The sequence below is a fragment of the Streptomyces sp. genome (genome assembly GCF_031181705.1).
In the GTDB taxonomy this organism is placed as follows: domain Bacteria; phylum Actinomycetota; class Actinomycetes; order Streptomycetales; family Streptomycetaceae; genus Streptomyces.
Map to the genome: position 1 here is coordinate 26955 of NZ_JAPSKN010000030.1, position 20948 is coordinate 47902.

Consider the following 20948-nt stretch of genomic DNA (forward strand, 5'->3'; position numbering starts at 1 on the left):
CGGGTGCGCCGGGGACGCCCGGCGGGGGCCGGGTTCCCGGGCGCACCGGGTGCGTGAGAGATGCGGGTGTGGGCCGGGCTGCGATGCGCACACGCCCGGTGCCGTCGTCGCGGGCGCGCACACGCCCGGGGCGAACGGCCGTTCCGACCGGCCCTGTCCCGGGGCCGGGCCGTACTGCGGTACCTGAGGCACCGAACCGACTTCCCCCACTGCCTTGCGGGCGTGGGAGGTACCCACCGCGGTGGCCGCGTCACCAGACCGCCGCGAGGAAGGCGAGTGGGTAACTCGCTCGTCTGAGCCTAACTGGCGGGTAACGAGCGCGCCAGCCCTCGTCTTTGTGATGTACGTCCCGAGCGGCGGACCGGCGTCCTAACCTCGGTGTCATGGACGAAGAGTTGCGATCACTCACGGAGCGCTTACGGCTGGAGTCGGGGGCGTCGCCCGCGTTCGAGCGGCTCGTGGCGACCGACGACCTCGACGCCCTGGCGGGGGTGCTGACCGAACCGGGGCAGCCGCTGTGGGCCCGGGAGCTGGCCGCGTTCCGGCTCGGTCTGGTGGGGGACCGGCGGGCCTTCGAGGCCCTGGTGCTGCTGCTCAACCACCGTGATCCGCCGCGCTGCGCCTCCGCCGCGTACGCGCTGGCCCGCCTGGGCGATCCGCGCACCGCCCGCGCGGCCGCCGCCCTCGCCACCAACGAACTGCGGGTCGCCTACGCCCTGCACCCGGTCCGCCTGCTGGTCGAGCTGCGCGCCCCGGAGGCCGTGCCCGCGCTGATCACCACGCTGCGGCGCCGGCTGCGCCCGCACGATCCGTACCGCCGCGTGGCCCTCGCCTGCGTGGACGGGCTGGGCGCGCTGGGGGACGGCCGGGCCGCACCCGTGCTGAACGAGGCCCTGGCCCACCCGGCGCTGGCCGAGGCGGCGGTCCGGGCGCTGGGGCGGATCCCGAAACAGAGGTGAGTCGGAGCCGCGCGGGCGTGCCAGAGCAACAGAGGCGGGTCAAAGTCCCCTGGCGTAGCGCACCTCCGGCACCGCGACGCCCTCCACCTCGAAGGGCTCCTCGGCGCCGTCCGGCCGGAACCCGGCCCGTTCGTAGAAGCGGCGGGCCCGGACGTTCTCCTTGAGCACCCACAGCAGGAGACGGCCGTGGCCCGCGGCGGCGCAGCGCGTGAGCGACTCCGCGAGCAGGGCCCGCCCCGCACCCTGGCCGAGATGGTCCGGGTGGACGTAGACGGCGTACAACTCGGCGTCGGCGGTGAGGACTTCGCCCTCCCGGTACGGGCCGTGGCAGGCCCAGCCGACGATCTCGCCGCCCGCGTCCTCGGCGACCAGGTTCACCATTGCACCGTCGGCCCGCGCGAGGTACTCCCGGCGCCGCTCGGCGTCCCGCGCGACATCGAGCCCGTCGAGGTACGACTGCGGCATCATGCCCCGGTACGCGTGCTGCCAGCCGCGGACGCGGATCTCCGCGACGCGGTCGCAGTCGGCGAGGGTCATCTCCCGGACGCGCAGGCCCGTCACCGCGGTACCACCGCGAAGGCCTCGATCTCCATCAGGCAGTCGGGGCGGACCAGCCCCGCGACCCGCACCGCCGACGCGGCCGGCAGCCGGTCGTCGGGTATGTGCGCGGCCCGGGCGGCGCGGATCGCGGGCAGGTGGGCCATGTCCGTGACGAAGCAGGTGAGTTTCACCACGTCGTCGAAGGTCGCCCCGGCGGCGGCCAGGCACCGCCGCAGGTTCTCGAAGACCTGGCGGGCCTGGGCCGCCGGGTCGCCCGCGCCGACCGCCCGGCCCTCCTCGTCCAGCGGGAGTTGACCGGCGACCGCCACGAGACGGCCCGTGCCCGTCACCACATGGCTGTACTGCGCCGCGGGGGCGACTCCGTCGGGGGCGGGGATCCTCGTCAGCTCACTCATGGGTCCATGGTGGATCACGGGTGTGACAGCGCCCGCCCCCGGTGGACGGGCCGTGCGCGGCTCAGCCGCGGAAGCCGAGCAGGCCGTGCAGCGTCGAACCCTTCGAGGCGCCAGGCCCCGCCTTCTTCGGCGCCCCCTCGGCCGCCGCCGGCTTCGGGTCCGGCAGCGCCTCGCACACGGCGTCCGCGGTGCCGTACCCGCGCGGCACGGTGCCGTCGGTCAGATAGGCCGCCAAGTGCTCGTCCAGGCAGGCGTTCCCGCTGAGCGTGATGCCGTGGTTGCCGCCGCCCTCCTCGACGACCAGGCTGGAGCGGGCCAGCAGACGGTGGGCCGTGACGGCCCCCTCGTACGGAGTGGCCGCGTCGCCGGTCGCCTGGAAGAGCAGCACCGGCGGCAGCTTGCCGTTGGCGACGTTCACCGGGCGCAGCGACGCGGTCGGCCAGAACGCGCAGGGCGCGTTGTACCAGGCGTTGTTCCAGGTCATGAACGGCGCCTTCTCGTACACCGCCCAGTTGTCCTCGCGCCACCGCCGCCGGTCGCGCGGCCAGTCGGCGTCCCGGCACTGCACGGAGGTGTAGACGCTGTAGCCGTTGTCACCGGAGGCGTCGACCGCGCCGAAGTCCTCGTACGCCCGCACCAGCGGCTCGGGGTTCTTGTCGTTGACGTACGCCGCGAACGCCTCGGCGAGGGACGGCCAGTAGCCGTTGTAGTAGCCGCCCGGGATGAAGGTGTCCTCCAGCTCCGAGGCGCCGACCGTGCCGCCCGCCGGCCTCTTCGCCAGCGCGGACCGCATCGCGTACCACTTGGCCTCGACCCTCTCCGGGTCGGTGCCCAGCCGGTATGCCGTGTCGTACCGGGCGACCCAGGCCAGGAAGGCGCGGTGGCGGTCGTTGAAGGCCAGGTCCTGGTTGAGATTGGCCTCGTACCAGACGTCGGTCGGGTCGACCACGGAGTCCAGGACCAGCCGCCGCACCCGCTCGGGGAAGAACCTGGCGTACACCGCGCCCAGGTAGGTGCCGTACGAGTAGCCGAAGTAGTTGATCCTCTCGGCGCCCAGGGCCCGGCGGATGGCGTCCATGTCGCGTACGGCGCTGGTGGTGCTGATGTAGGGCAGCAGATCCCCGTACTTCTTGCCGCAGGCGGCGGCGAAGGACCTGGCGCGGTCGAGGTTGGCCTTCTCGACCGCGGGCGAGGCGGGCGGGGAGTTGGGGCGGACCGGGTCGAAGTGGCCCGGCCGGCAGTCCAGTGCCGGCTTGCTCGCGCCCACGCCGCGCGGGTCGAAGCCGATGACGTCGTACTGGGCCGCGACCTCCTTCGGCAGGGCCGAGGCGACGAATCCGGCGAGCGTCAGACCGCTGCCGCCGGGACCGCCCGGGTTGACCAGGAGCGGCCCCTGGTGGGTCTTGGCGGTGTGCGGCACGCGGGACAGGGCGAGGGTGATCTGCCGCCCCTGTGGCCTGCGATGGTCCAGGGGCACCTTCAGGGACGCGCACTGCAGCGTCGGGTAGGTCTCGGTGGCGCAGTCCTTCCAGGTGAGCTTCGCGGAGTGCACGGAGTCCGTGGTGCCCGGTGCGCTCGCCTCGGCGGGAACGGCCGTGAAGGTCCCGGCCATGACGACGGCGGCGCCGCACAGCGCGGCTGCGCGTTTTCTCATGGAGTCCTCCCAGGACGGCGGGATCGAGGCCCGCGAGGGTCACCGTCCTCGCCGCATCGTCCCGGAAAGCGATCCCGGAAGAACTCATTCCGTCACACGCATGACCCAATTGGATCTTCGGATGCGCTCGTATGCTCCTAAAGAAGCGAAAGTTGGGTGGGTCCGGACACGGGCGGTTCCTCCACCGGCTCGGCAGGCCGGATCCGCCGGGGCGTTCCGGCGCGCGTGGGCCCGATGCCGTACTCCTCGGCCAGCTCGTGCACCTGACGGGTGATCCGGCGCTGGTACCACTTCGGCGCGTAGGAGCCGTCCGCGTACAGCCGCTCGTAGCGCGGCACCAGGTACGGGTGGTGCCGCTCCAGCCAGGTCATGAACCACTCGCGGGCGCCGGGCCGCAGGTGCAGCACCAGCGGGGTGACGGACGTCGCCCCGGAGGCGGCTATCGCCCGCACGGTCGCCCGGAGGTGGTCCGGCCGGTCGCTCAGGAACGGGATGACCGGCGCCATCAGCACACCGCAGCCGATGCCGTGCTCGCCGAAGGCCCGCACCACCTCCAGGCGCCGCTCCGGCGCGGGCGTGCCCGGCTCGACGGTGCGCCACAGCTCCTGGTCGGTGAAGCCGACCGAGACGGAGATGCCGACGTCGGTCACCTGTGCCGCCTGCCGGATCAGGTCCAGGTCGCGCAGGATCAGCGTGCCCTTGGTCAGGATGGAGAAGGGGTTCGCGCGGTCGCGCAGGGCCGCGACGATGCCCGGCATCAGCCGGTAGCGGCCCTCGGCGCGCTGGTAGCAGTCGACGTTCGTGCCCATGGCGATGTGCTCGCCCCGCCAGCGGGGCGAGGCCAGCTGCCGGCGCAGCAGCTCCGGCGCGTTGGTCTTGACGACGATCTGGCTGTCGAAGCCGAGCCCGGTGTCGAGGTCGAGATAGCTGTGCGTCTTGCGGGCGAAGCAGTACACGCACGCGTGGGAGCAGCCCCGGTAGGGGTTCACCGTCCACTGGAACGACATCCGGGAGACCGCCGGCACCCGGTTGATGATCGACCGGGCCCGGATCTCGTGGAACGTGATGCCGGCGAACTCCGGCGTGTCGAAGGTGCGGGTCGTCACCGCGTCCGCGCCGAACAGCGCGGCGTCGGCCCGGCCGTGTTCGGAGTCCGCTGTGAGGTTCTCCCAGCGCATGGTGCCTCCTCGGTAGCTCGGACCACAGAATAGAACACATGTTCCCTTGATCGTGCGAGGGTGTTTTCCGAACGTGTTCGACCGGGTGGGACGCCCCCGATTTGGGGGCCCGGGCGGCGGGGTGGTTGGCTTGCCCCGACCCCCGAGCAACCAGGTCCTGGAGGAAAGCGATGGCGCAGGTCGAGGCCACTACGGAGCGGATCGTCGCGGCGGACGCGGAGACGGTGTTCGACGCCCTCGCCGATTACAGCGGCACGCGCGCGAAGCTGATGCCCGAGCAGTTCAGCGAGTACGAGGTCCGCGAGGGCGGCGACGGCGAGGGCACGCTCGTCCACTGGAAGCTCCAGGCCACCAGCAAGCGCGTGCGCGACTGCCTGCTGGAGGTCACCGAGCCCACCGACGGGGAGCTGGTCGAGAAGGACCGCAACTCCTCCATGGTCACCACCTGGCGCGTCACCCCCGCCGGCGAGGGCAGGGCCCGCGTCGTGGTGACCACCACCTGGGCCGGCGCCGGCGGCATCGGCGGCTTCTTCGAGAGGACCTTCGCGCCCAAGGGCCTCGCCCGGATCTACGACGCGCTGCTCGCCAGGCTCGCGGCCGAGGTCGAGAAGTAGCCGTTCACGGGTCCAAGCCCCAAGTGGGGCGCGGGTGTTGGGCCCCTCACCGGTTCGGGTGATCTCCGTACCGATCGGCTCTGTGCCGTAACTCGTCGCGCTTGCTCATAGTTGTCGCTTTTACGCGGGAATGGTGTGGCGGCGCGACGAGGGGAGCGGTGAGTGGGCGGGATCACTCTGGCGCAGGACGAACCGGCGGTGGCACCTCCCGACACCCCCGCCCCACCACCGCCCCCGGCCGCCGGACTCAGCCCCCGCCGGGTGCGGTTGATCTTCTTCGCGCTCATGCTGGCCCTGCTCCTGGCCGCCCTGGAGCAGATGATCGTCGCCACGGCCCTGCCGAAGATCGTCGGCGAACTGCACGGCCTGGACCGGATGTCCTGGGCGATCACCGCCTATCTGCTCACGGCGACGGTCGGCCTGCCGATCTACGGCAAGCTCGGCGATCTGCTCGGCCGCAAGGGCGTCTTCCAGTTCGCCATCGTCGTCTTCGTCGTCGGCTCCGCGCTCGCGGGCCGGGCGCGGACCATGGACCAGCTGATCGCCTTCCGCGCGCTGCAGGGCGTCGGCGCGGGCGGCCTCATGATCGGCGTCCAGGCGATCATCGCCGACATCGTGCCGCCCCGGCAGCGCGCCCGCTACATGGGCCTGATCGGCGCCGCCTTCGGTCTCGCCTCGGTGGCCGGGCCCCTGCTCGGCGGCTACTTCACGGACCACCTCACCTGGCGCTGGTGCTTCTACGTCAACGTCCCCTTCGGCCTGCTCACGCTCGCCGTCGTCGCCGTCGCGCTCAAGCTGCCCAAGCCCGCCGTCAGGGCCCGGCTGGATCTCCTCGGCGCGCTGCTGCTCACCACCGCCTCCACCTGCCTGGTCCTGCTGACCAGCTGGGGCGGCACCGAGTACGCCTGGGACTCGCGCGTGATCCTCGGCCTCGGGGCCGGCGTCGCCGTGTCCACCGTCCTCTTCCTCGTCGCCGAGCGCTTCGCCGCCGAACCCCTCATCCCGCTGCGGCTGTTCCGGGACTCCGTCTTCAACGTCACCGGCCTGATCGGCCTGGTCGTCGGCGCCGGGCTGTTCGGCGCCGCCAGCTACCTGCCGACGTACCTGCAGATGGTCGACGGGGCCTCCGCCACCGAGTCGGGCCTGCTCATGCTGCCGATGATGGGCGGCATCGTCGGCGCCTCGATCATCGCGGGGCAGCTCATCAGCCGCACCGGCCGCTACAAGGCCTACCCGATCCTCGGCGGCGCCCTCTCCGTCACCGGCATGTGGCTGCTGTCCCGCCTGGAGACCGGCACGCCCCGGCTGCACTACAGCGTCTGGATGGCCGTCCTCGGCGCCGGCATCGGCTTGGTGATGCCGGTGCTGATCCTCGCCGTGCAGAACTCGGTGCGCCCCGCCGACCTCGGCACCGCCACCAGCGCCAACAACTACTTCCGGCAGATCGGCGGCAGCGTCGGAGCCGCCGTCTTCGGCACCCTCTTCGCCGACCGGCTCGCCGGCGCCCTGGCCGACCGCCTGCCCCCGCGCGCGGGCGGCGGCCTGCCGGACCCCGAGTCCATCACGCCGCAGCTGGTGCACACCCTGCCCCCGGCCCTGCGCGACGGCTACATCCGGGCGTACGCCGACGCCATGCCGCGGATCTTCCTCTACCTGGTGCCGGTGCTGGTCCTCGGACTGGTCCTCGCCCTCTTCCTCAAGGAGAAACCCCTGGTGTCCCACAACGCCTCCGTCACCGACCCGGACACGGGGACCACCCCGATCCCCCAGGCACGCGGCGCGTACGCCGCCGGAGTCCCCGTGTGCGGCTCGGTGCAGCACCACGACGGGACCGTCGTGCCCCGCGCGGCTCTCACGCTCATCGACGTCACCGGCCGGCAGACCGGACGCGGCGCCAGCGGCGAGGACGGCCGCTACGCCCTGGCCACGCCGGGTCCCGGCTCGTACGTCCTGATCGCCGCGGCCGGCGGGCACCAGCCGCAGGCGGTCTCCGTGACCGTCGGCGAACGGCCCGTCGAACTCGACATCGTCCTCGGCGGCGCCGGGAACCTCGTCGGCAGCGTCGTCACCGCCGACGGCACGCCCGTGCGGGACGCCACCGTCACGCTCACCAACGTCCACGGCGAGGTCGTCGCCACCACCCGCAGCGGCCGGGAGGGCGGCTACGTCATCACCGACCTGGTCGCCGGCGAGTACACCCTCGCCGCCAGCGCCCCCGCCTTCCGCCCGGCCGCGCTCCCCGTCACCGTCCAGGCCGCCCGCGAGACCCGCCGGGACATCGAACTGGCCGGCGGCGCCGTCCTGCGCGGCACCGTCCGGGCCGGGGGCGGCCGGCCCGTGGAGGACGCCCGCGTGACCCTGCTGGACGTGGCGGGCAACGTCGTCGACACCCTCACCACCGGCCCCGACGGCATCTTCCGCTTCGTCGACCTGTCCTCCGGCGAGTACACCGTCATCGCCGCCGGATACCCGCCCGTCGCCACCGTCCTCCAGGTCGCCGGGGGCGGGCGGACCGAACGGGACCTGCAGCTGGGGCACGAGGACTGAACCCCACCGGCGCGCGGGGTCGCACGCCGGTGCGCACCCCGCGCGAGCAATTCCCGCGTTGCCGCACATCGCCGGTGGCCCTCGCCGTACGGTGGTGACGCCGGCACAGATCTTGCGGATCCGTGGGAGAGAGGGCCTGGGCCATGGACCGTGGCAGCGAGCGGGAGACGCCTCCCGGCCCGGAAGCCGGGCAGGTGGCGGAGCCCGCCGAGCCCGGACGCGTCCCCCTGGCCGTGGTCGTCGTCGACCGCGAAGGCCTCGTATCGCACTGGAGCCGGGGCGCACGCCGCCTGTTCGGCGTCCCCAGGGAAGAGGCCATCGGCCGCCCCGCCCTCGATCTGCTCCCCGTCTCCGGCGCCCTGGCCGAAGGGCGTGGACCGGCCCCGCACACCGACGACGGCCTCGGACCCGACCTCGAATCCTCCCTGGACGGCGGGCTCTCCTACCCCGCGGCGGGCCGCGCCCGCCTCGCCGCGCCCGGCCGGGCGCGGGCCGACGTCCTGTGGTGGGCCTATCCGCTGGTCGGCCCCGGACCCGAGCGGCTGCTCGTGCTCGCCGCGGACGCGGAGGGCTTGCGCCCCGGCGACGGGACCTTCGAGCGGATCGCGCCCGGCTTCGCGCTGCACACCGACTTCCCCGGCGCGGAGGAACTCGCCCGCCGGCTGCCCGAGATCCTGCCCAGCATGAGCGTCGGCGAGAGCGCCCGCATCGTCGGGCAGATCCTCGAACTGGGCTACCCCGTCCTGGAGTTCAGCCAGAACGACCGGGTGCCCGTCACCCCCGACTGGGGCGTGGCCCGGCGCGCCGAACGCAAGGCGCGCCGCGAGCGGGCCGCGCGGGCCCGGGCCGCGGGCGAGCCCGTACCGGAGGAACTGCCCGACGAGGCCGAGGACCTGGAGTACGCCGCCGTCCGCGAACGCCTGGAGTTCCTCAACGAGGTCAGCGGACGCATCGGCACCTCCCTCGACCTGTCGCGCACCATCGTCGAGGTCAGCAGGGCCGTCGTGCCGCGCTTCACGGACGTCGCGGGCACTTATCTGCGCGAACAGGTCGTCGCGGGCGAGGGGTTCCCCGACGGCGTGCCCGACACGACGACCCTGTGGCACCGGGTCGCCGTCGAGCACACCGACGAACCCGGCCGCTGGGACGACGTCGTACCGGTCGGCGAGGCCATGCCCTTCCCGGCGCACACGCCGTTCTTCCAGTGCATGACCACCGGCGAGCCGGTGCTCGTGCCGCGCGTCAGCGAGGAGATGGGCCACGCCATCGCCGCGCAGTTCGAAAAGCGCGACATCCGGCCGCTCATCACGGGCCGCTCGATGCTGGTGGTGCCGCTGAAGGCACGCGATGTCGTCCTCGGTTTCATGATCCTGCTGCGCCACCCCGAGCGGCCCGTCTTCAACGACATGGACCGGGTCACCGGCGCCGAACTCGCCGCCCGCGCGGGCCTGGTGCTGGACAACGCGCGCATGTACACGTTCCAGGAGAACGTCGCCGAGACGCTCCAGGACAGCATGCTGCCGCACATCCCGCCGCGCATGGCGGGCTGCGACATCGCCACCCGCTATCTGCCGGGCACCCTGCTCGGACGGGTCGGCGGCGACTGGTTCGACGCGGTGGAACTGCACGGCGGACGCACCGCGTTCGTCGTCGGCGACGTCATGGGCCACGGCCTGAACTCGGCCGCCATGATGGGCCAGTTGCGCACGGCCGTGCAGACCATGGCCGGACTCGACCTGCCGCCCGCCCAGTTGCTGCGCAACCTCGACGACCTCGCCCAGCGCCTCGGCGACACCTACCTGGCGACCTGCCTGTACGCCGTGTACGACCCGATCGCGAGCGAACTGCACCTCGCCAACGCCGGGCACATCCCGCCCGTCCTGGTCCGGGCCGAGGACGGCCGCAGCGAGCTGCTCGACCTGCCCACGGGCGCGCCCATCGGCGTCGGCGGCGTGCCCTTCGAGGCGGTCCGGGTGCGCGTCGAACCCGGCGACCGGCTGGTGATGTGCACCGACGGACTGGTCGAGGTGCGCGGCGAGGACATCGGCGTGGGCCTGGCGACCCTGTGCGAGTCCGCCGCCCACCCGGCCGCGTCCATGGACGACGCCTGCGACACGATCATCCGCTCCCTCAACACGCGCGGCGGCCGCAAGGACGACGTGGCCCTGCTGATGGCCCGGCTCAACGGCATCGCGCCGGACGACGTGGCCGAATGGCGCCTGGCCCTCGGCCCGGCCGAGGCCGGCCGGGCCCGCGCGGTGGTCCGCGAGCAACTGCACGACTGGGGCCTGGCCGAGCTGTCCGCGCCCGCCGAACTGCTGGTCAGCGAACTCGTCACCAACGCCGTGCGGCACTCCCACGCCCGCCCGGTCGCTCTGCGCCTGGTGCGCGGGGACACCCTGCTGTGCGAGGTGGACGACGACGACCACGAGCTGCCGACCCTGCTCGGCGCCGACCCCCTGGACGACCGGGGGCGCGGTCTCAGGATCGTCAGCACGCTGGCCCGTCAGTGGGGGACCAGCCGCACCGCGGCCGGCAAGACGGTCTGGTTCGAGCTGACCCCGCCGCGCCGCCGCACACCGTCCGCGTCGAACGCGAAGTGAAGGAACGCGAAGTGAAGGAACGCGCCACGTCCTTGTGGCCGTGACCGGGGCGCGGTACACCGTACTCGCCCGTCACTGAGGGCGGGATCCGTTCGCACCCCGGGGAGTGGGCATGAGTGTGACGAGTCGGTACCGCGAGTCCTGGGAGGGGTTCTGGCGTGAGGCGTCCGACGCGCCCGGGGCGGTGCTCTGGGACGCGGAGCCGGCGCTGACCGTCGGGCCGCACCTGGCCCTGTTCGAGCCGCACCTGTCCGATCCCGCCCTGCCGTTGGTGGATCTCGGCTGCGGCAACGGCACCCAGACCCGGTACCTGGCCGGCCGCTTCCCGCGGGTCGTGGGCGCCGACCTGTCCACCGCCGCCCTGGAGCACGCCCGCCGGGCCGACCCGGCGGGGCAGGCGGTGTACCGGCAGCTCGACGCGGCCGAGAAGGGCGAGGTGCAGGCCCTGCACGCGGAACTCGGCGACAGCAACGTCTATGTGCGGGGCGTCCTGCACCAGTGCGAGCCGGACGACCGGCAGCCGCTCGCGGACGGGATCGCCACGCTGGTCGGCGACCGCGGCCGGGCCCTCCTCGTGGAACTCTCCGGCGCCGCCAAGGCGGTGCTGAGGGGCCTGGCGGGCGGCCCGGACGGGCCGCCGCCCAAGCTCGCGCCGGTGTTCCGGCACGGCCTCGCACCCGGTGAGGTCCCCGACGAGGCCGTGCCCGCGTATCTGCGCTCGGCCGGGCTCACCGTCCTCGCGAGCGGTGAACTGCCCCTGATGACCACGGAGTACCGCCCCGACGGCACGCGCATCGAGCTGCCGTCCACCTGGCTGGTGGCGGGGCGCACCGGCTGAGGCGGCCGGCCGGGCGCCCGGTGCCGCACCCTGGCGACCTTGACTTTTGTCGGTGTACGGTCACTGCTCGCGGTTCTGTGCGCCCCTCACCCGTCCCGCCCGGAGGTCAGCCATGTCGTCGCCCTGGTTACGGATGCTGCTCGCCCCGGCGGCGTCGCTGGCGCTGCTCGGCCCGTCGGCCACCGCCACCGCCGCGCCGGACGGAAGCGGGGTCGCGGCGAGCGTGCACACCGCCGGGCGCGTCCAGGACGCCGGTGACGTGCTCCGCTACAGCTGGCCCGGCGTGTACTTCGAAGGCCGCGTCCGGGGCACCGCGGTGGGCGTCGTGCTCGACGACCCGGCCGCCGACTACGACGTCCAGGTCGACGGGGCCACCGTCGCCACCCTCGTCACGCCGGGCAGTACCACCCACTGGGTCAGGGGCCTGCGCGACGGCGTGCACACCGTCCGGCTCGTCAAGCGGAACGACACGCCCTGGAGCACCAGCTCCTTCGGCGGCTTCGTCGCCGCGCCGGGCGGCGCCGTCCTGGCCCGGCCGGCCGCGCGCAGCCGCCAGATCGAGTTCATCGGCGACTCCCTCACGGCCGGCTACGGCAACCTCTCCACCTCCCGCGACTGCACCGGCGAGCAGGTCGCCCGCACCACCAACGCCGACGTCGGCTACGGCGCCCTGACCGCCCGGCGACTGCGGGCCGACCACCAGCTCAACGCCTACTCGGGCCTGGGCATGGTGCGCAACTACAACGGCGGATCCCCGGAGGTGACCTACCGCAGCTTCTACGACCGCGCGCTGCTGAACGTGCCCGGCGACGTCTGGCACGCCCCGGGCACCTGGCGCCCCGGGCTCGTGGTCGTCCACCTGGGCACCAACGACTTCTCGACCCCCCTCAACCCGGGCGAGCCCTGGACGGACGACACCCTGGCGGCGGCGTACCGCGCTGCCTACGCCGGTTTCCTGGAGAAGCTGCGCACCCGCCACGGCCCCGGCGCCACGCTCCTGGCCGTCGGCGCGGGGCCGTTCGCCGGGCACGTCGAGCAGGTCGTCGAGGAACGCGCCGCAGCCGGGGACCGCCGGGTCCGCTTCTGGCGCCTGGACGACACCGGCCTGGATCACGGCGGCTGCCACTGGCACTACTCGGCGCGCGACCACCGCCTCCTCGCGGACCGGCTCACCTCCCACCTGGCCGACCTGCCGATCCGCTGGTGACCACGTCGTAGCCGGTTGGGCCCGCAGCGCGTAACGTGACGAACCATGAAGATCTCCACCCTGGACGGCTCGTCATGAGAATCCTCATCAGCGCCGACATGGAGGGCGCCACCGGCGTCACGTGGCCGGACGACGTGATGCCCGGCGCGTCCCAGTGGGAGCGCTGCCGGTCGCTGTTCACCTCGGACGTCAACGCCGCCGTGCGCGGCTTCCTCGACGGCGGCGCCGACGAGGTGCTCATCAACGAGGCACACTCGACGATGCGCAACCTGCTGCTGGAACAGCTCGACGAGCGGGCCCAGATGCTCACCGGGCGGCACAAGGCGCTGTCCATGGTGGAGGGCGTGCAGTACGGCGACGTCGACGGCGTGGCGTTCGTCGGCTACCACGCCGGCGCCGGGATGGAGGGCGTCCTGGCCCACACCTACCTGGCCAACTCCATCACGGGCGTGTGGCTGAACGACGTGCGGGCCAGCGAAGGGCTGCTCAACGCCCACGTCGCCGCCGAGTTCGGGGTGCCGGTGGTGCTGGTCACCGGGGACGACGTGGCCTGCGAGGACGCGCTCGGGTACGCGCCTCAGGCGCTGAAGGTCGCCGTGAAGGACCACGTCTCCCGCTACGCCGCCGTGTGCCGCACGCCCGCGCGCACCGCCGCCGACATCCGGGCCGCCGCCAAGGAGGCCGCCGCCCTGGCGGTACGCCACGAGCCGGTCAACGGGGGGCCGTTCACGGTCGCCGTCGAGTTCGACGCGGAGCACCTGGCGATGGCCGCCACCGTCGTGCCGGGTGTGGACCGGATCGCGGAGCGGAAGGTGGCCTGCACGAGCGGGACCATGTACGAGGGCATCCGGGCCTTCAAGGCGGTCACCACGATCGTCGCGGCCGCGGTGGAGGAGCAGTATGGCTGAGCAGGTGGACGAGCAGGCCCTGGCAGAGGTCGTGACGTACACGTCCGACCTCATCCGGATCGACACCACCAACCGGGGCGGTGGCGACTGCCGGGAGCGGCCCGCCGCCGAGTACGCCGCCGCACGGCTCGCCGAGGCCGGGATCGAACCGGCCCTGCTGGAGCGCACCGAGGGGCGCACCAACGTCGTCGCCCGCGTCGAGGGAACCGACCCCGCGGCCGGCGCGCTGCTCCTGCACGGGCACCTCGACGTCGTGCCCGCGGCGGCCGGCGACTGGACCGTGCACCCGTTCTCCGGGGAGATCCGCGACGGCATCGTGTGGGGGCGCGGCGCCGTCGACATGAAGAACATGGACGCGATGATCCTGGCCGTGGTGCGCGGCTGGGCCCGGCGGGGCGTCCGGCCCCGCCGGGACATCGTCATCGCGTTCACCGCCGACGAGGAGGCCAGTGCCGTGGACGGCGCCGGGTTCCTCGCCGACCGGCACGCCGCCCTCTTCGAGGGCTGCACCGAGGCCGTCGGCGAGTCGGGCGCGTTCACCTTCCACGACGGCGGCGGACGGCAGATCTACCCCATCGCCGCCGGGGAACGCGGCACCGCCTGGCTCAAGCTCACCGCGCGCGGACGCGCGGGGCACGGCTCCAAGGTCAACCAGGACAACGCCGTCACCCGCCTCGCCGGCGCCGTCGCCCGGATCGGCGCGCACGAGTGGCCGCTGCGCCTGACCCCGACCGTGCGCGCCGCCCTCACCGAACTCGCCGCCGTGTACGGCATCGAGACCGACCTGGCCGACGTGGACGCCCTGCTGGACAAGCTCGGCCCCGCGGCCGGGCTCGTCGAGCCGACCCTGCGCAACAGCGCCAACCCGACCATGCTCGACGCCGGTTACAAGGTCAACGTGATCCCGGGGGAGGCCGTGGCCTACGTGGACGGCCGGTTCCTGCCCGGCGGCGAGGACGAGTTCCGCGCCACGCTCGACCGGCTCACCGGCCCGGACGTGGAGTGGGAGTTCCACCACCGCGAGGTGGCCCTTCAGGCGCCGGTGGACTCGCCGATCTTCGCGCGGATGCGGGCAGCCGTCGAGGAGTTCGCGCCGGAGGGCCACGTCGTGCCGTTCTCCATGTCCGGCGGCACCGACGCCAAGCAGTTCTCCCGCCTCGGCATCACCGGTTACGGCTTCACCCCGCTGAGGCTCCCGGACGGCTACGACTACGCTGCCATGTTCCACGGCGTCGACGAACGGGTACCGGTCGAGGCGCTGCACTTCGGCGTCCGCGTCCTCGACCGGTTCCTGCGGACCGCCTGAACGAGTGGGGGAGAAAGGTGCGGACGCTGGCGTACGGGGCCTGGCCCTCGCCCATCGACGCGGCCCTGGCCGCCGCGCACGACGGGCACCCGGAGTACGTGGGCTTCGTCGGTGACGAGGTGTGGTGGACCGAGCCGCGCCCCGCCGAGGCCGGCCGGCGCACCCTGGTACGGCGCCACCCCGACGGCCGGGAGGAGCCGCTGCTGCCCCCGCCGTGGAACGTGCGCAGCCGGGTCATCGAGTACGGCGGGCACCCCTGGGCGGCCCTCCCGGGCGACGACGGCCCGCTGGTGGTGTTCGTGAACTTCGCCGACCAGCGGCTCTACCGCTGCCGGCCGGGCGGCGAACCCAGTCCGCTCACCCCCGTGTCCCCGGTGGGCGCCGGCCTGCGGTGGGCCGAGCCGCTGCTGCGGCCGGAACACGGCGAGGTGTGGTGCGTGCTGGAGGAGTTCACCGGCGCCGGGCCCACCGACGTGCGCCGCGTCCTGGCCGCCGTACCGCTGGACGGATCCGCCGCCCGCGACCGGGGCGCCGTGCGCGAACTCACCGACGACCGGCACCGGTTCGTGACCGGGCCGAAGCTCTCGCCCGACGGGCGGCGGGCGGCCTGGCTCGCCTGGGACCACCCGCGCATGCCCTGGGACGGCACCGAACTGGTCCTCGCCGGCGTCGGCGACGACGGCACCCTGCGCGGCGCCCGCACCGTGGCCGGCGGGCCCGGGGAGGCGATCGCCCAGGCCGAATGGACGCACGACAACCGCCTGCTGCACGCGAGCGACCGCACCGGCTGGTGGAACCTCTACCTCGACGGGCACCCGGTGTGCCCGCGCGAGGAGGAGTTCGCCGACGCCCTGTGGAAGCTGGGGTCGAGATGGTTCACGCCCCTCGCGAGCGGTCTCGTCGCCGTGGTCCACGGCCGGGGCGCCACCGCCCTCGGCGTCCTCGACCCCGAGACGGGCGAGGTCGTCGACGCGGCCGGCCCCTGGACCGAGTTCGCGCCCACCCTCGCGGCCCACGGCGAACGGGTCGTCGCCGTGGGCGCAAGCCCGCGCAGCGCCTACGAGGTCGTGGAACTGGACACCCGCACCGGCCACGCCCGTGTCATCGGCGCCGAGCACGACGACGCCGTGGACCCCGCCTTCTACCCCGAGCCGCAGATCCGCACCTTCGCCGGCCCGGACGGCCGCGACATCCACGCCCACGTCTACCCGCCGCACCACCCCGCCTGCGTCGCTCCCGGCGACGAACTGCCGCCGTACGTCGTCTGGGCCCACGGCGGGCCCACAGGCCGGGCACCCCTCGTGCTCGACCTGGAGATCGCCTACTTCACCTCGCGCGGCATCGGCGTCGCCGAGGTGAACTACGGCGGCTCCACCGGCTACGGCCGCGCCTACCGGGAGCGGCTGCGCGAGCAGTGGGGCGTGGTCGACGTCGAGGACTGCGCCGCCGTCGCCCTGGCCCTCGCCGACGAGGGCACCGCCGACCGCGGCCGGCTCGCCGTGCGGGGCGGCAGCGCGGGCGGCTGGACCGCCGCCGCCTCGCTCACCACGACCGACGTGTACGCCTGCGGCACCATCAAGTACCCGATCCTCGACCTGGCCGGCTGGGGCGCGGGGGAGACCCACGACTTCGAGTCGCTGTACCTGGAGAGCCTGATCGGCCCGCTCGCCGAGGTGCCCGCCCGGTACGTGGAGCGCTCGCCCGCCGCCCACGCCGACCGGCTGCGCGTGCCGTTCCTGCTGCTCCAGGGCCTGGACGACGTGATCTGCCCGCCCGTCCAGTGCGAGCGGTTCCTGGCCCGGCTGGCGGGCCGGAAGGTACCGCACGCCTACCTCGCCTTCGAGGGGGAGGGGCACGGCTTCCGCAGGGCGGAGACCATGGTGTCCGCCCTGGAGGCCGAACTGTCCCTGTACGCCCAGGTGTTCCGGCTGGACCCGCCCGGCGTGCCCACCCTGGAGCTCACCCGGTGAAACCGCTCGTCCGGCCGCCCCGGCTCGCCCCCGGCGCCCGCGTGGCCGTCGTCGCGCCCAGCGGCCCGGTGCCCGAGGACCGGCTGCAGGCCGGGCTCGACATCCTGCGCGGCTGGGACCTCGATGCCGTGGTGGCGCCGCACGCACTCGGCCGTCACGGGGAACTGGCCTACCTCGCGGGCACGGACGAACAGCGGGCCGCCGATCTGCAGGACGCCTGGTGCGACCCGGCGGTCTCCGCGGTGCTGTGCGCCCGGGGCGGTTACGGCGCGCAGCGCATGGTGGACCTGCTCGACTGGGACGCGATGCGGGCGGCGGGCCCGAAGGTGTTCGCCGGGTTCAGCGACATCACCGTCCTGCACCAGGCCTTCGCCACCCGTCTGGGCCTGGTCACCCTGTACGGGCCCGCGGCGGCCGGCGTCGACTTCCTCGAGCAGGCCCGGGCCCAGGACCTGTTGCGGGCCACCCTCTTCGAGCCCGAGTCCGTGCGAACCCTCACGGCCGTGCCCCCGGGCGGCCCCGCGCTGGTGCCCGGCCGGGCCCGGGGCGTCACCCTGGGCGGCTGCCTCAGCCTGCTCGCGAGCGACCTCGGCACCCCGCACGCCCACCCCGGTGCCCGGGGCGGACTGCTGCTGATGGAGGACGTCGGCGAGAGCGCGTACCGACTGGACCGGTGTCTGACCCAACTCCTGCGCGCCGGCTGGCTGGAGGGAGTCGCCGGGATCCTGCTGGGGTCCTGGGCCGCCTGCGGCCCGTACGAGGAGCTGCGCGCGGTCTTCGCCGACCGGCTGGGCGGCCTCGGTGTGCCGGTCGTGGAGGAGTTCGGGTTCGGGCACGGCGACGGCGCGCTGACCATGCCCTTCGGCGTCATGGCCGAACTCGACGCCGACGCGGGTACGTTGACGCTCGACGAGCCGGCCCTGAGCTGAGCGGGTCCGGCCGCTGACGTCCTGTCGAAAAACCCTCGTTGGGGTGATTGACGCCTCCTGACACGTGTCACACCATGACTACCGGCCGGTACCTACTGGTCGGTATCCATGTTCGCCGGGCTGTCCGGGTCTTCCAGGGCATCCGGGGCCGTCCGGGTGCCGTCGCCCTCACCGTGGAGGTCCGTGTGTCCCGACGCGTGCCCAGATTCCGCGCACCCCTCGCTCTCGCCCTGGGCGCCGCCCTGGCCGCCCCGCTCGCCCTCCCCCCACCCGCGACGGCGGCCGGCTCCTACACCGTCACCCCGCTGAGGTTCACGGTCCAGGCGGGCGGGCGGGCCTGCACGGTCGACGCCGACCTGTACCGGCCGCAGGGCGTGGACCGGGACCACCCGGCGCCCGCCGTGCTCGGCACCAACGGCTTCGGTGGCAGCAAGTCGGACGGCTCGACCGACACCATCGGCAAAGCCTTCGCCCAGCGCGGATACGTCTCGCTCGTCTACTCGGGGCTCGGCTTCGGCCGCAGCGGCTGCCTGATCTCCCTCGACGACCCGGACATCGACGGCGCCGCCGCCTCACAGCTCGTCGACTTCCTGGGCGGTGAACGCGCCGCCGACGACGGCACCACCGCCGACTTCGTCACGCGCGACGCGCCCGGCGACCCCCGGGTCGGCATGATCGGCGGCTCCTACGGCGGCGCCGTGCAACTGGCGACGGCCGCCGTCGACCACCGCCTCGACGCGCTCGTCCCGATGATCACCTGGCACGACCTGGCGTACGCGCTCGACCCGAACAACGCCGTCGGCGCCACCGGCGTCCCCGGCGCCTTCAAATGGCAGTGGACCAACGGCTTCTACCTCATCGGCGAGGGGCAGCCGCTGCTCCAGCCCGGCCTCGACCCGTCCCGCATCAACTCCCTGGCCTGCCTGCACTTCGTCACCGAGGCCTGCCGCACCGTGCACACCCTCAACTCCGGCCGCTACCCGGCCGACCGCACCGCCGAGCTGCTCGCCTTCGCGCGCCGGGTGTCACCGGTGTCGTACCTGCGCCGCGTCGAGGCGCCCACTCTCCTGGTGCAGGGGCAGGCCGACACCCTGTTCAACCTCAACGAGGCGACAGCGACGTACCGGACGCTCAAGGCGCAGGGCACGCCCGTGAAGATGATCTGGCAGTCCTGGGGGCACAGCGGCGGCATCACCGGCCCCGCGGCCGCCGGCGAGCTCGACCTGTCGAAGGGCAACCTGGAGACCAGCTACGTCGGCCGGCGCGTCCTCGCCTGGTTCGACCACCATCTGCGCGAGCAGGCGAACACCGACACCGGGCCGGCCTTCGCCTACTACCGCGACTGGGTCGCCGACCCGGAGCGCGCCTACGCGACCGCCGACCGCCTGCCCGCCCTCGGCCGCACCCTGTACCTCTCCGGCGACGGCAGACTCGTCGACCACCGCCGCCAGGTGACACCGGGCCGTCGCACCTACACCAACCGGGCCGTCCCCACCAGCCACTCGGAAAGCTCCCTGGCCGGGCTCCTCGGAGTGCCGGACTCGCCGCCGCGCGACACCAGGGGCACCCACCTCGCCTGGACCAGCGCCCCGCTGAAGCGGCCCCTCGACGTCGTCGGCGCGCCCCGGGCCACGCTCCAGGTCGTCTCCCCGAACGCCGAACGCACCCAGCACTCCGGCGACGCGGCCGACAAGCTCGTCCTGTTCGCCAAGGTCTACGACGTCGCCCCCGACGGCACCAGCACCCTGGTGCGCCGCCTGGTCGCACCGGTCCGGGTGCCGGACGTGACCAAGCCCTTCACGGTCACCCTGCCCGGCATCGTGCACCGCTACGAGACCGGGCACCGGCTGCGGTTCGTGATCGCGGCGAGCGACGACGCCTACTTCGGCAACCGCGGGACCAAGCCGGTGACCGTCGTCAGCGGGCCCGGCCGCACCGGGACGCTCCGGCTGCCCGTGGCCGACTCCTGAGCCACCGAGCCGGGGGAGGTCACCGGGCGGGTTACTGTGGCGGGGTGCCCCACAACGCATCCCGCTACCTCGCCGAAGGCCCTCGGGTGGGCGTACGGCACTTCACCCACGAGGACGGCGCCGAGTTCACCGCGCGGGCCCGGGAGAGCAAGGACCTGCACCACCCCTGGCTCTTCCCGCCCCTCACCGTCCAGGCCTACACCGCCTACGCGGGCCGGCTGATCGAGGACCCCACCAAGGCCGGCTTCCTGGTCTGCGAGAAGCACGACGGCGCCATCGCCGGGTTCATCAACATCAACAACATCGTCGAGGGCGGCTTCCAGTCCGGGGCCCTCGGCTACGGCGCCTTCGCGCACGCCGCCGGACGCGGGCTGATGCGCGAAGGGCTGAACCTGGTCGTGGGGTACGCGTTCGGCCCGCTGCGGCTGCACCGGCTGGAGATCAACGTCCAGCCCCGCAACACCGCGTCGATCGCCCTGGCCCGCGCCTGCGGTTTCCGCCTGGAGGGCTTCTCGCCGAACATGCTCTTCGTCGACGGGGCCTGGCGCGACCACGAACGCTGGGCGCTCACCACCGAGATGGTCAGCGGTCCCCGGCGGCGCTGAGCCGCGACCCGGCCGGCATCACGTCCGGCGGTCCACGTACTCGTAGACCGAACCGTCCGGATGCAGGGCGATCAGGTTGCGGCCCGCCGGTGAGGCGATCGGGCCCGCGACGACGTGGGCCCCCAGCTCCGTCAGCACCTTGTGGGTCTCCTCGACGTCCGTCACGGCGATCGTCGCCGCCACCTTGCGCAGCAGCTCCAGTTCGGCCGGCGGACCGCTCATCAGCAGGAAGCAGCCGATCGCGGCCACCTGGACACCGCCCCGTTCGAAGCGCTGGGCCGTGCCGCCGGCCAGCCGCTCGTAGAAGGGGATCGCCGTCTCGAGGTCGTCGACGCAGACGCGCAGTGTCGCACCCAGAATCTCCATGGCCACGAGCCTAGTTACCGGCCGGGGGGCGAGGGTACCCGGCCGCGCATGAAGCCGCTGGATCACCTGGAGCACCTGGACAGGCACCTGGTCGACGAACTGGCGCAGGTGGCACGGGAGACCGTACGGGACGAGCTGCGCGAGCAGACGCGCAAGCAGCGGCGCAAGGCCGCGCTGTACGCCGCGTCCGGCGCCCTCGCCCTGTACGCGGGCGCGGCCGTCGCGCTCGCCGTGGGACTGGCCCTGGCGCTCGTCCTGCCCGACTGGGCCGCCGCGCTGATCACCGCCGCGATCCTGGGCGCCCTGGCCTACCTGCTGCGCGGCATGGCCAAGCCCTC

18 protein-coding genes are annotated in these 20948 nt (G+C 73.6%); 13 read left to right on the top strand and 5 right to left on the bottom strand.

The window, feature by feature from the left end:
• Window positions 1-383 precede the first annotated feature (383 nt).
• Window positions 384-959, top strand: a complete 576-nt coding sequence (locus RIN80_RS09080) for an adenylosuccinate lyase (RefSeq protein WP_309095008.1) — start codon at window positions 384-386, stop codon at window positions 957-959.
• A gap of 39 nt (window positions 960-998) precedes the next feature.
• On the opposite strand, the gene RIN80_RS09085 is transcribed toward RIN80_RS09080, so the two are convergent.
• The 4 genes from RIN80_RS09085 to RIN80_RS09100 all read right to left on the bottom strand — a co-directional run bounded on the left by RIN80_RS09085 (window position 999) and on the right by RIN80_RS09100 (window position 4747).
• A complete protein-coding gene (locus RIN80_RS09085) occupies window positions 999-1496 on the bottom strand; it encodes a GNAT family N-acetyltransferase (protein ID WP_309095024.1) in 498 nt (165 codons plus the stop codon).
• 20 nt (window positions 1497-1516) lie between these two features.
• Window positions 1517-1915 carry a RidA family protein gene (locus RIN80_RS09090; RefSeq protein ID WP_309095009.1) on the bottom strand — a complete coding sequence of 133 codons (399 nt, stop codon included), beginning with the start codon at window positions 1913-1915 and terminating at the stop codon, window positions 1517-1519.
• Window positions 1916-1976: 61 nt separating this feature from the next.
• Window positions 1977-3569, bottom strand: a complete 1593-nt coding sequence (locus RIN80_RS09095) for an alpha/beta hydrolase (RefSeq protein ID WP_309095010.1) — start codon at window positions 3567-3569, stop codon at window positions 1977-1979.
• Between the two features lie 137 nt (window positions 3570-3706).
• Window positions 3707-4747: an Rv2578c family radical SAM protein gene (locus tag RIN80_RS09100; RefSeq protein ID WP_309095011.1), complete on the bottom strand. Its 1041-nt coding sequence runs from the start codon at window positions 4745-4747 to the stop codon at window positions 3707-3709.
• 170 nt (window positions 4748-4917) lie between these two features.
• Between RIN80_RS09100 and RIN80_RS09105 the strand changes: the two genes are divergently transcribed.
• The 11 genes from RIN80_RS09105 (at window position 4918) to RIN80_RS09155 (ending at window position 20244) form a co-directional block, all read left to right on the top strand.
• On the top strand, window positions 4918-5361 hold the full coding sequence (locus tag RIN80_RS09105) for an SRPBCC family protein (protein WP_309095012.1): 444 nt from the start codon (window positions 4918-4920) through the stop codon (window positions 5359-5361).
• Window positions 5362-5523: 162 nt separating this feature from the next.
• Window positions 5524-7908, top strand: coding sequence for an MFS transporter (locus RIN80_RS09110; RefSeq protein WP_309095013.1), 2385 nt, complete (start codon window positions 5524-5526; stop codon window positions 7906-7908).
• Window positions 7909-8051: 143 nt separating this feature from the next.
• Entirely contained in the window at window positions 8052-10511 is a 2460-nt protein-coding gene (locus RIN80_RS09115) for a SpoIIE family protein phosphatase (protein ID WP_309095014.1), read from the top strand.
• 112 nt (window positions 10512-10623) lie between these two features.
• Window positions 10624-11349, top strand: coding sequence for a methyltransferase domain-containing protein (locus tag RIN80_RS09120; RefSeq protein ID WP_309095015.1), 726 nt, complete (start codon window positions 10624-10626; stop codon window positions 11347-11349).
• 112 nt (window positions 11350-11461) lie between these two features.
• Complete coding sequence (locus RIN80_RS09125) at window positions 11462-12556, top strand: SGNH/GDSL hydrolase family protein (RefSeq protein WP_309095016.1); 1095 nt, start codon at window positions 11462-11464, stop codon at window positions 12554-12556.
• Window positions 12557-12630: 74 nt separating this feature from the next.
• Window positions 12631-13464, top strand: coding sequence for a M55 family metallopeptidase (locus RIN80_RS09130; RefSeq protein ID WP_309095017.1), 834 nt, complete (start codon window positions 12631-12633; stop codon window positions 13462-13464).
• On the top strand, window positions 13457-14770 hold the full coding sequence (locus tag RIN80_RS09135; protein WP_309095018.1) for a M20/M25/M40 family metallo-hydrolase: 1314 nt from the start codon (window positions 13457-13459) through the stop codon (window positions 14768-14770). Before RIN80_RS09130 ends, RIN80_RS09135 begins: the two co-directional genes overlap by 8 nt.
• Window positions 14771-14787: 17 nt before the next feature.
• Window positions 14788-16740: a prolyl oligopeptidase family serine peptidase gene (locus RIN80_RS09140; protein ID WP_309095019.1), complete on the top strand. Its 1953-nt coding sequence runs from the start codon at window positions 14788-14790 to the stop codon at window positions 16738-16740.
• Complete coding sequence (locus RIN80_RS09145) at window positions 16737-17669, top strand: LD-carboxypeptidase (RefSeq protein WP_309095020.1); 933 nt, start codon at window positions 16737-16739, stop codon at window positions 17667-17669. The genes RIN80_RS09140 and RIN80_RS09145 overlap by 4 nt, the downstream gene beginning before the upstream one ends.
• A gap of 185 nt (window positions 17670-17854) precedes the next feature.
• Window positions 17855-19639, top strand: a complete 1785-nt coding sequence (locus tag RIN80_RS09150) for a CocE/NonD family hydrolase (protein WP_309095021.1) — start codon at window positions 17855-17857, stop codon at window positions 19637-19639.
• 44 nt (window positions 19640-19683) lie between these two features.
• Entirely contained in the window at window positions 19684-20244 is a 561-nt protein-coding gene (locus tag RIN80_RS09155; protein WP_309095022.1) for a GNAT family N-acetyltransferase, read from the top strand.
• 18 nt (window positions 20245-20262) lie between these two features.
• On the opposite strand, the gene RIN80_RS09160 is transcribed toward RIN80_RS09155, so the two are convergent.
• Window positions 20263-20610 (bottom strand): VOC family protein, encoded by a 348-nt coding sequence (locus tag RIN80_RS09160; protein WP_309095025.1) that lies wholly within the window; start codon window positions 20608-20610, stop codon window positions 20263-20265.
• Between RIN80_RS09160 and RIN80_RS09165 the strand changes: the two genes are divergently transcribed.
• Window positions 20494-20948: phage holin family protein (locus RIN80_RS09165; protein WP_309095026.1), on the top strand; the 455-nt coding region annotated here is incomplete at its 3' end. The genes RIN80_RS09160 and RIN80_RS09165 overlap by 117 nt on opposite strands.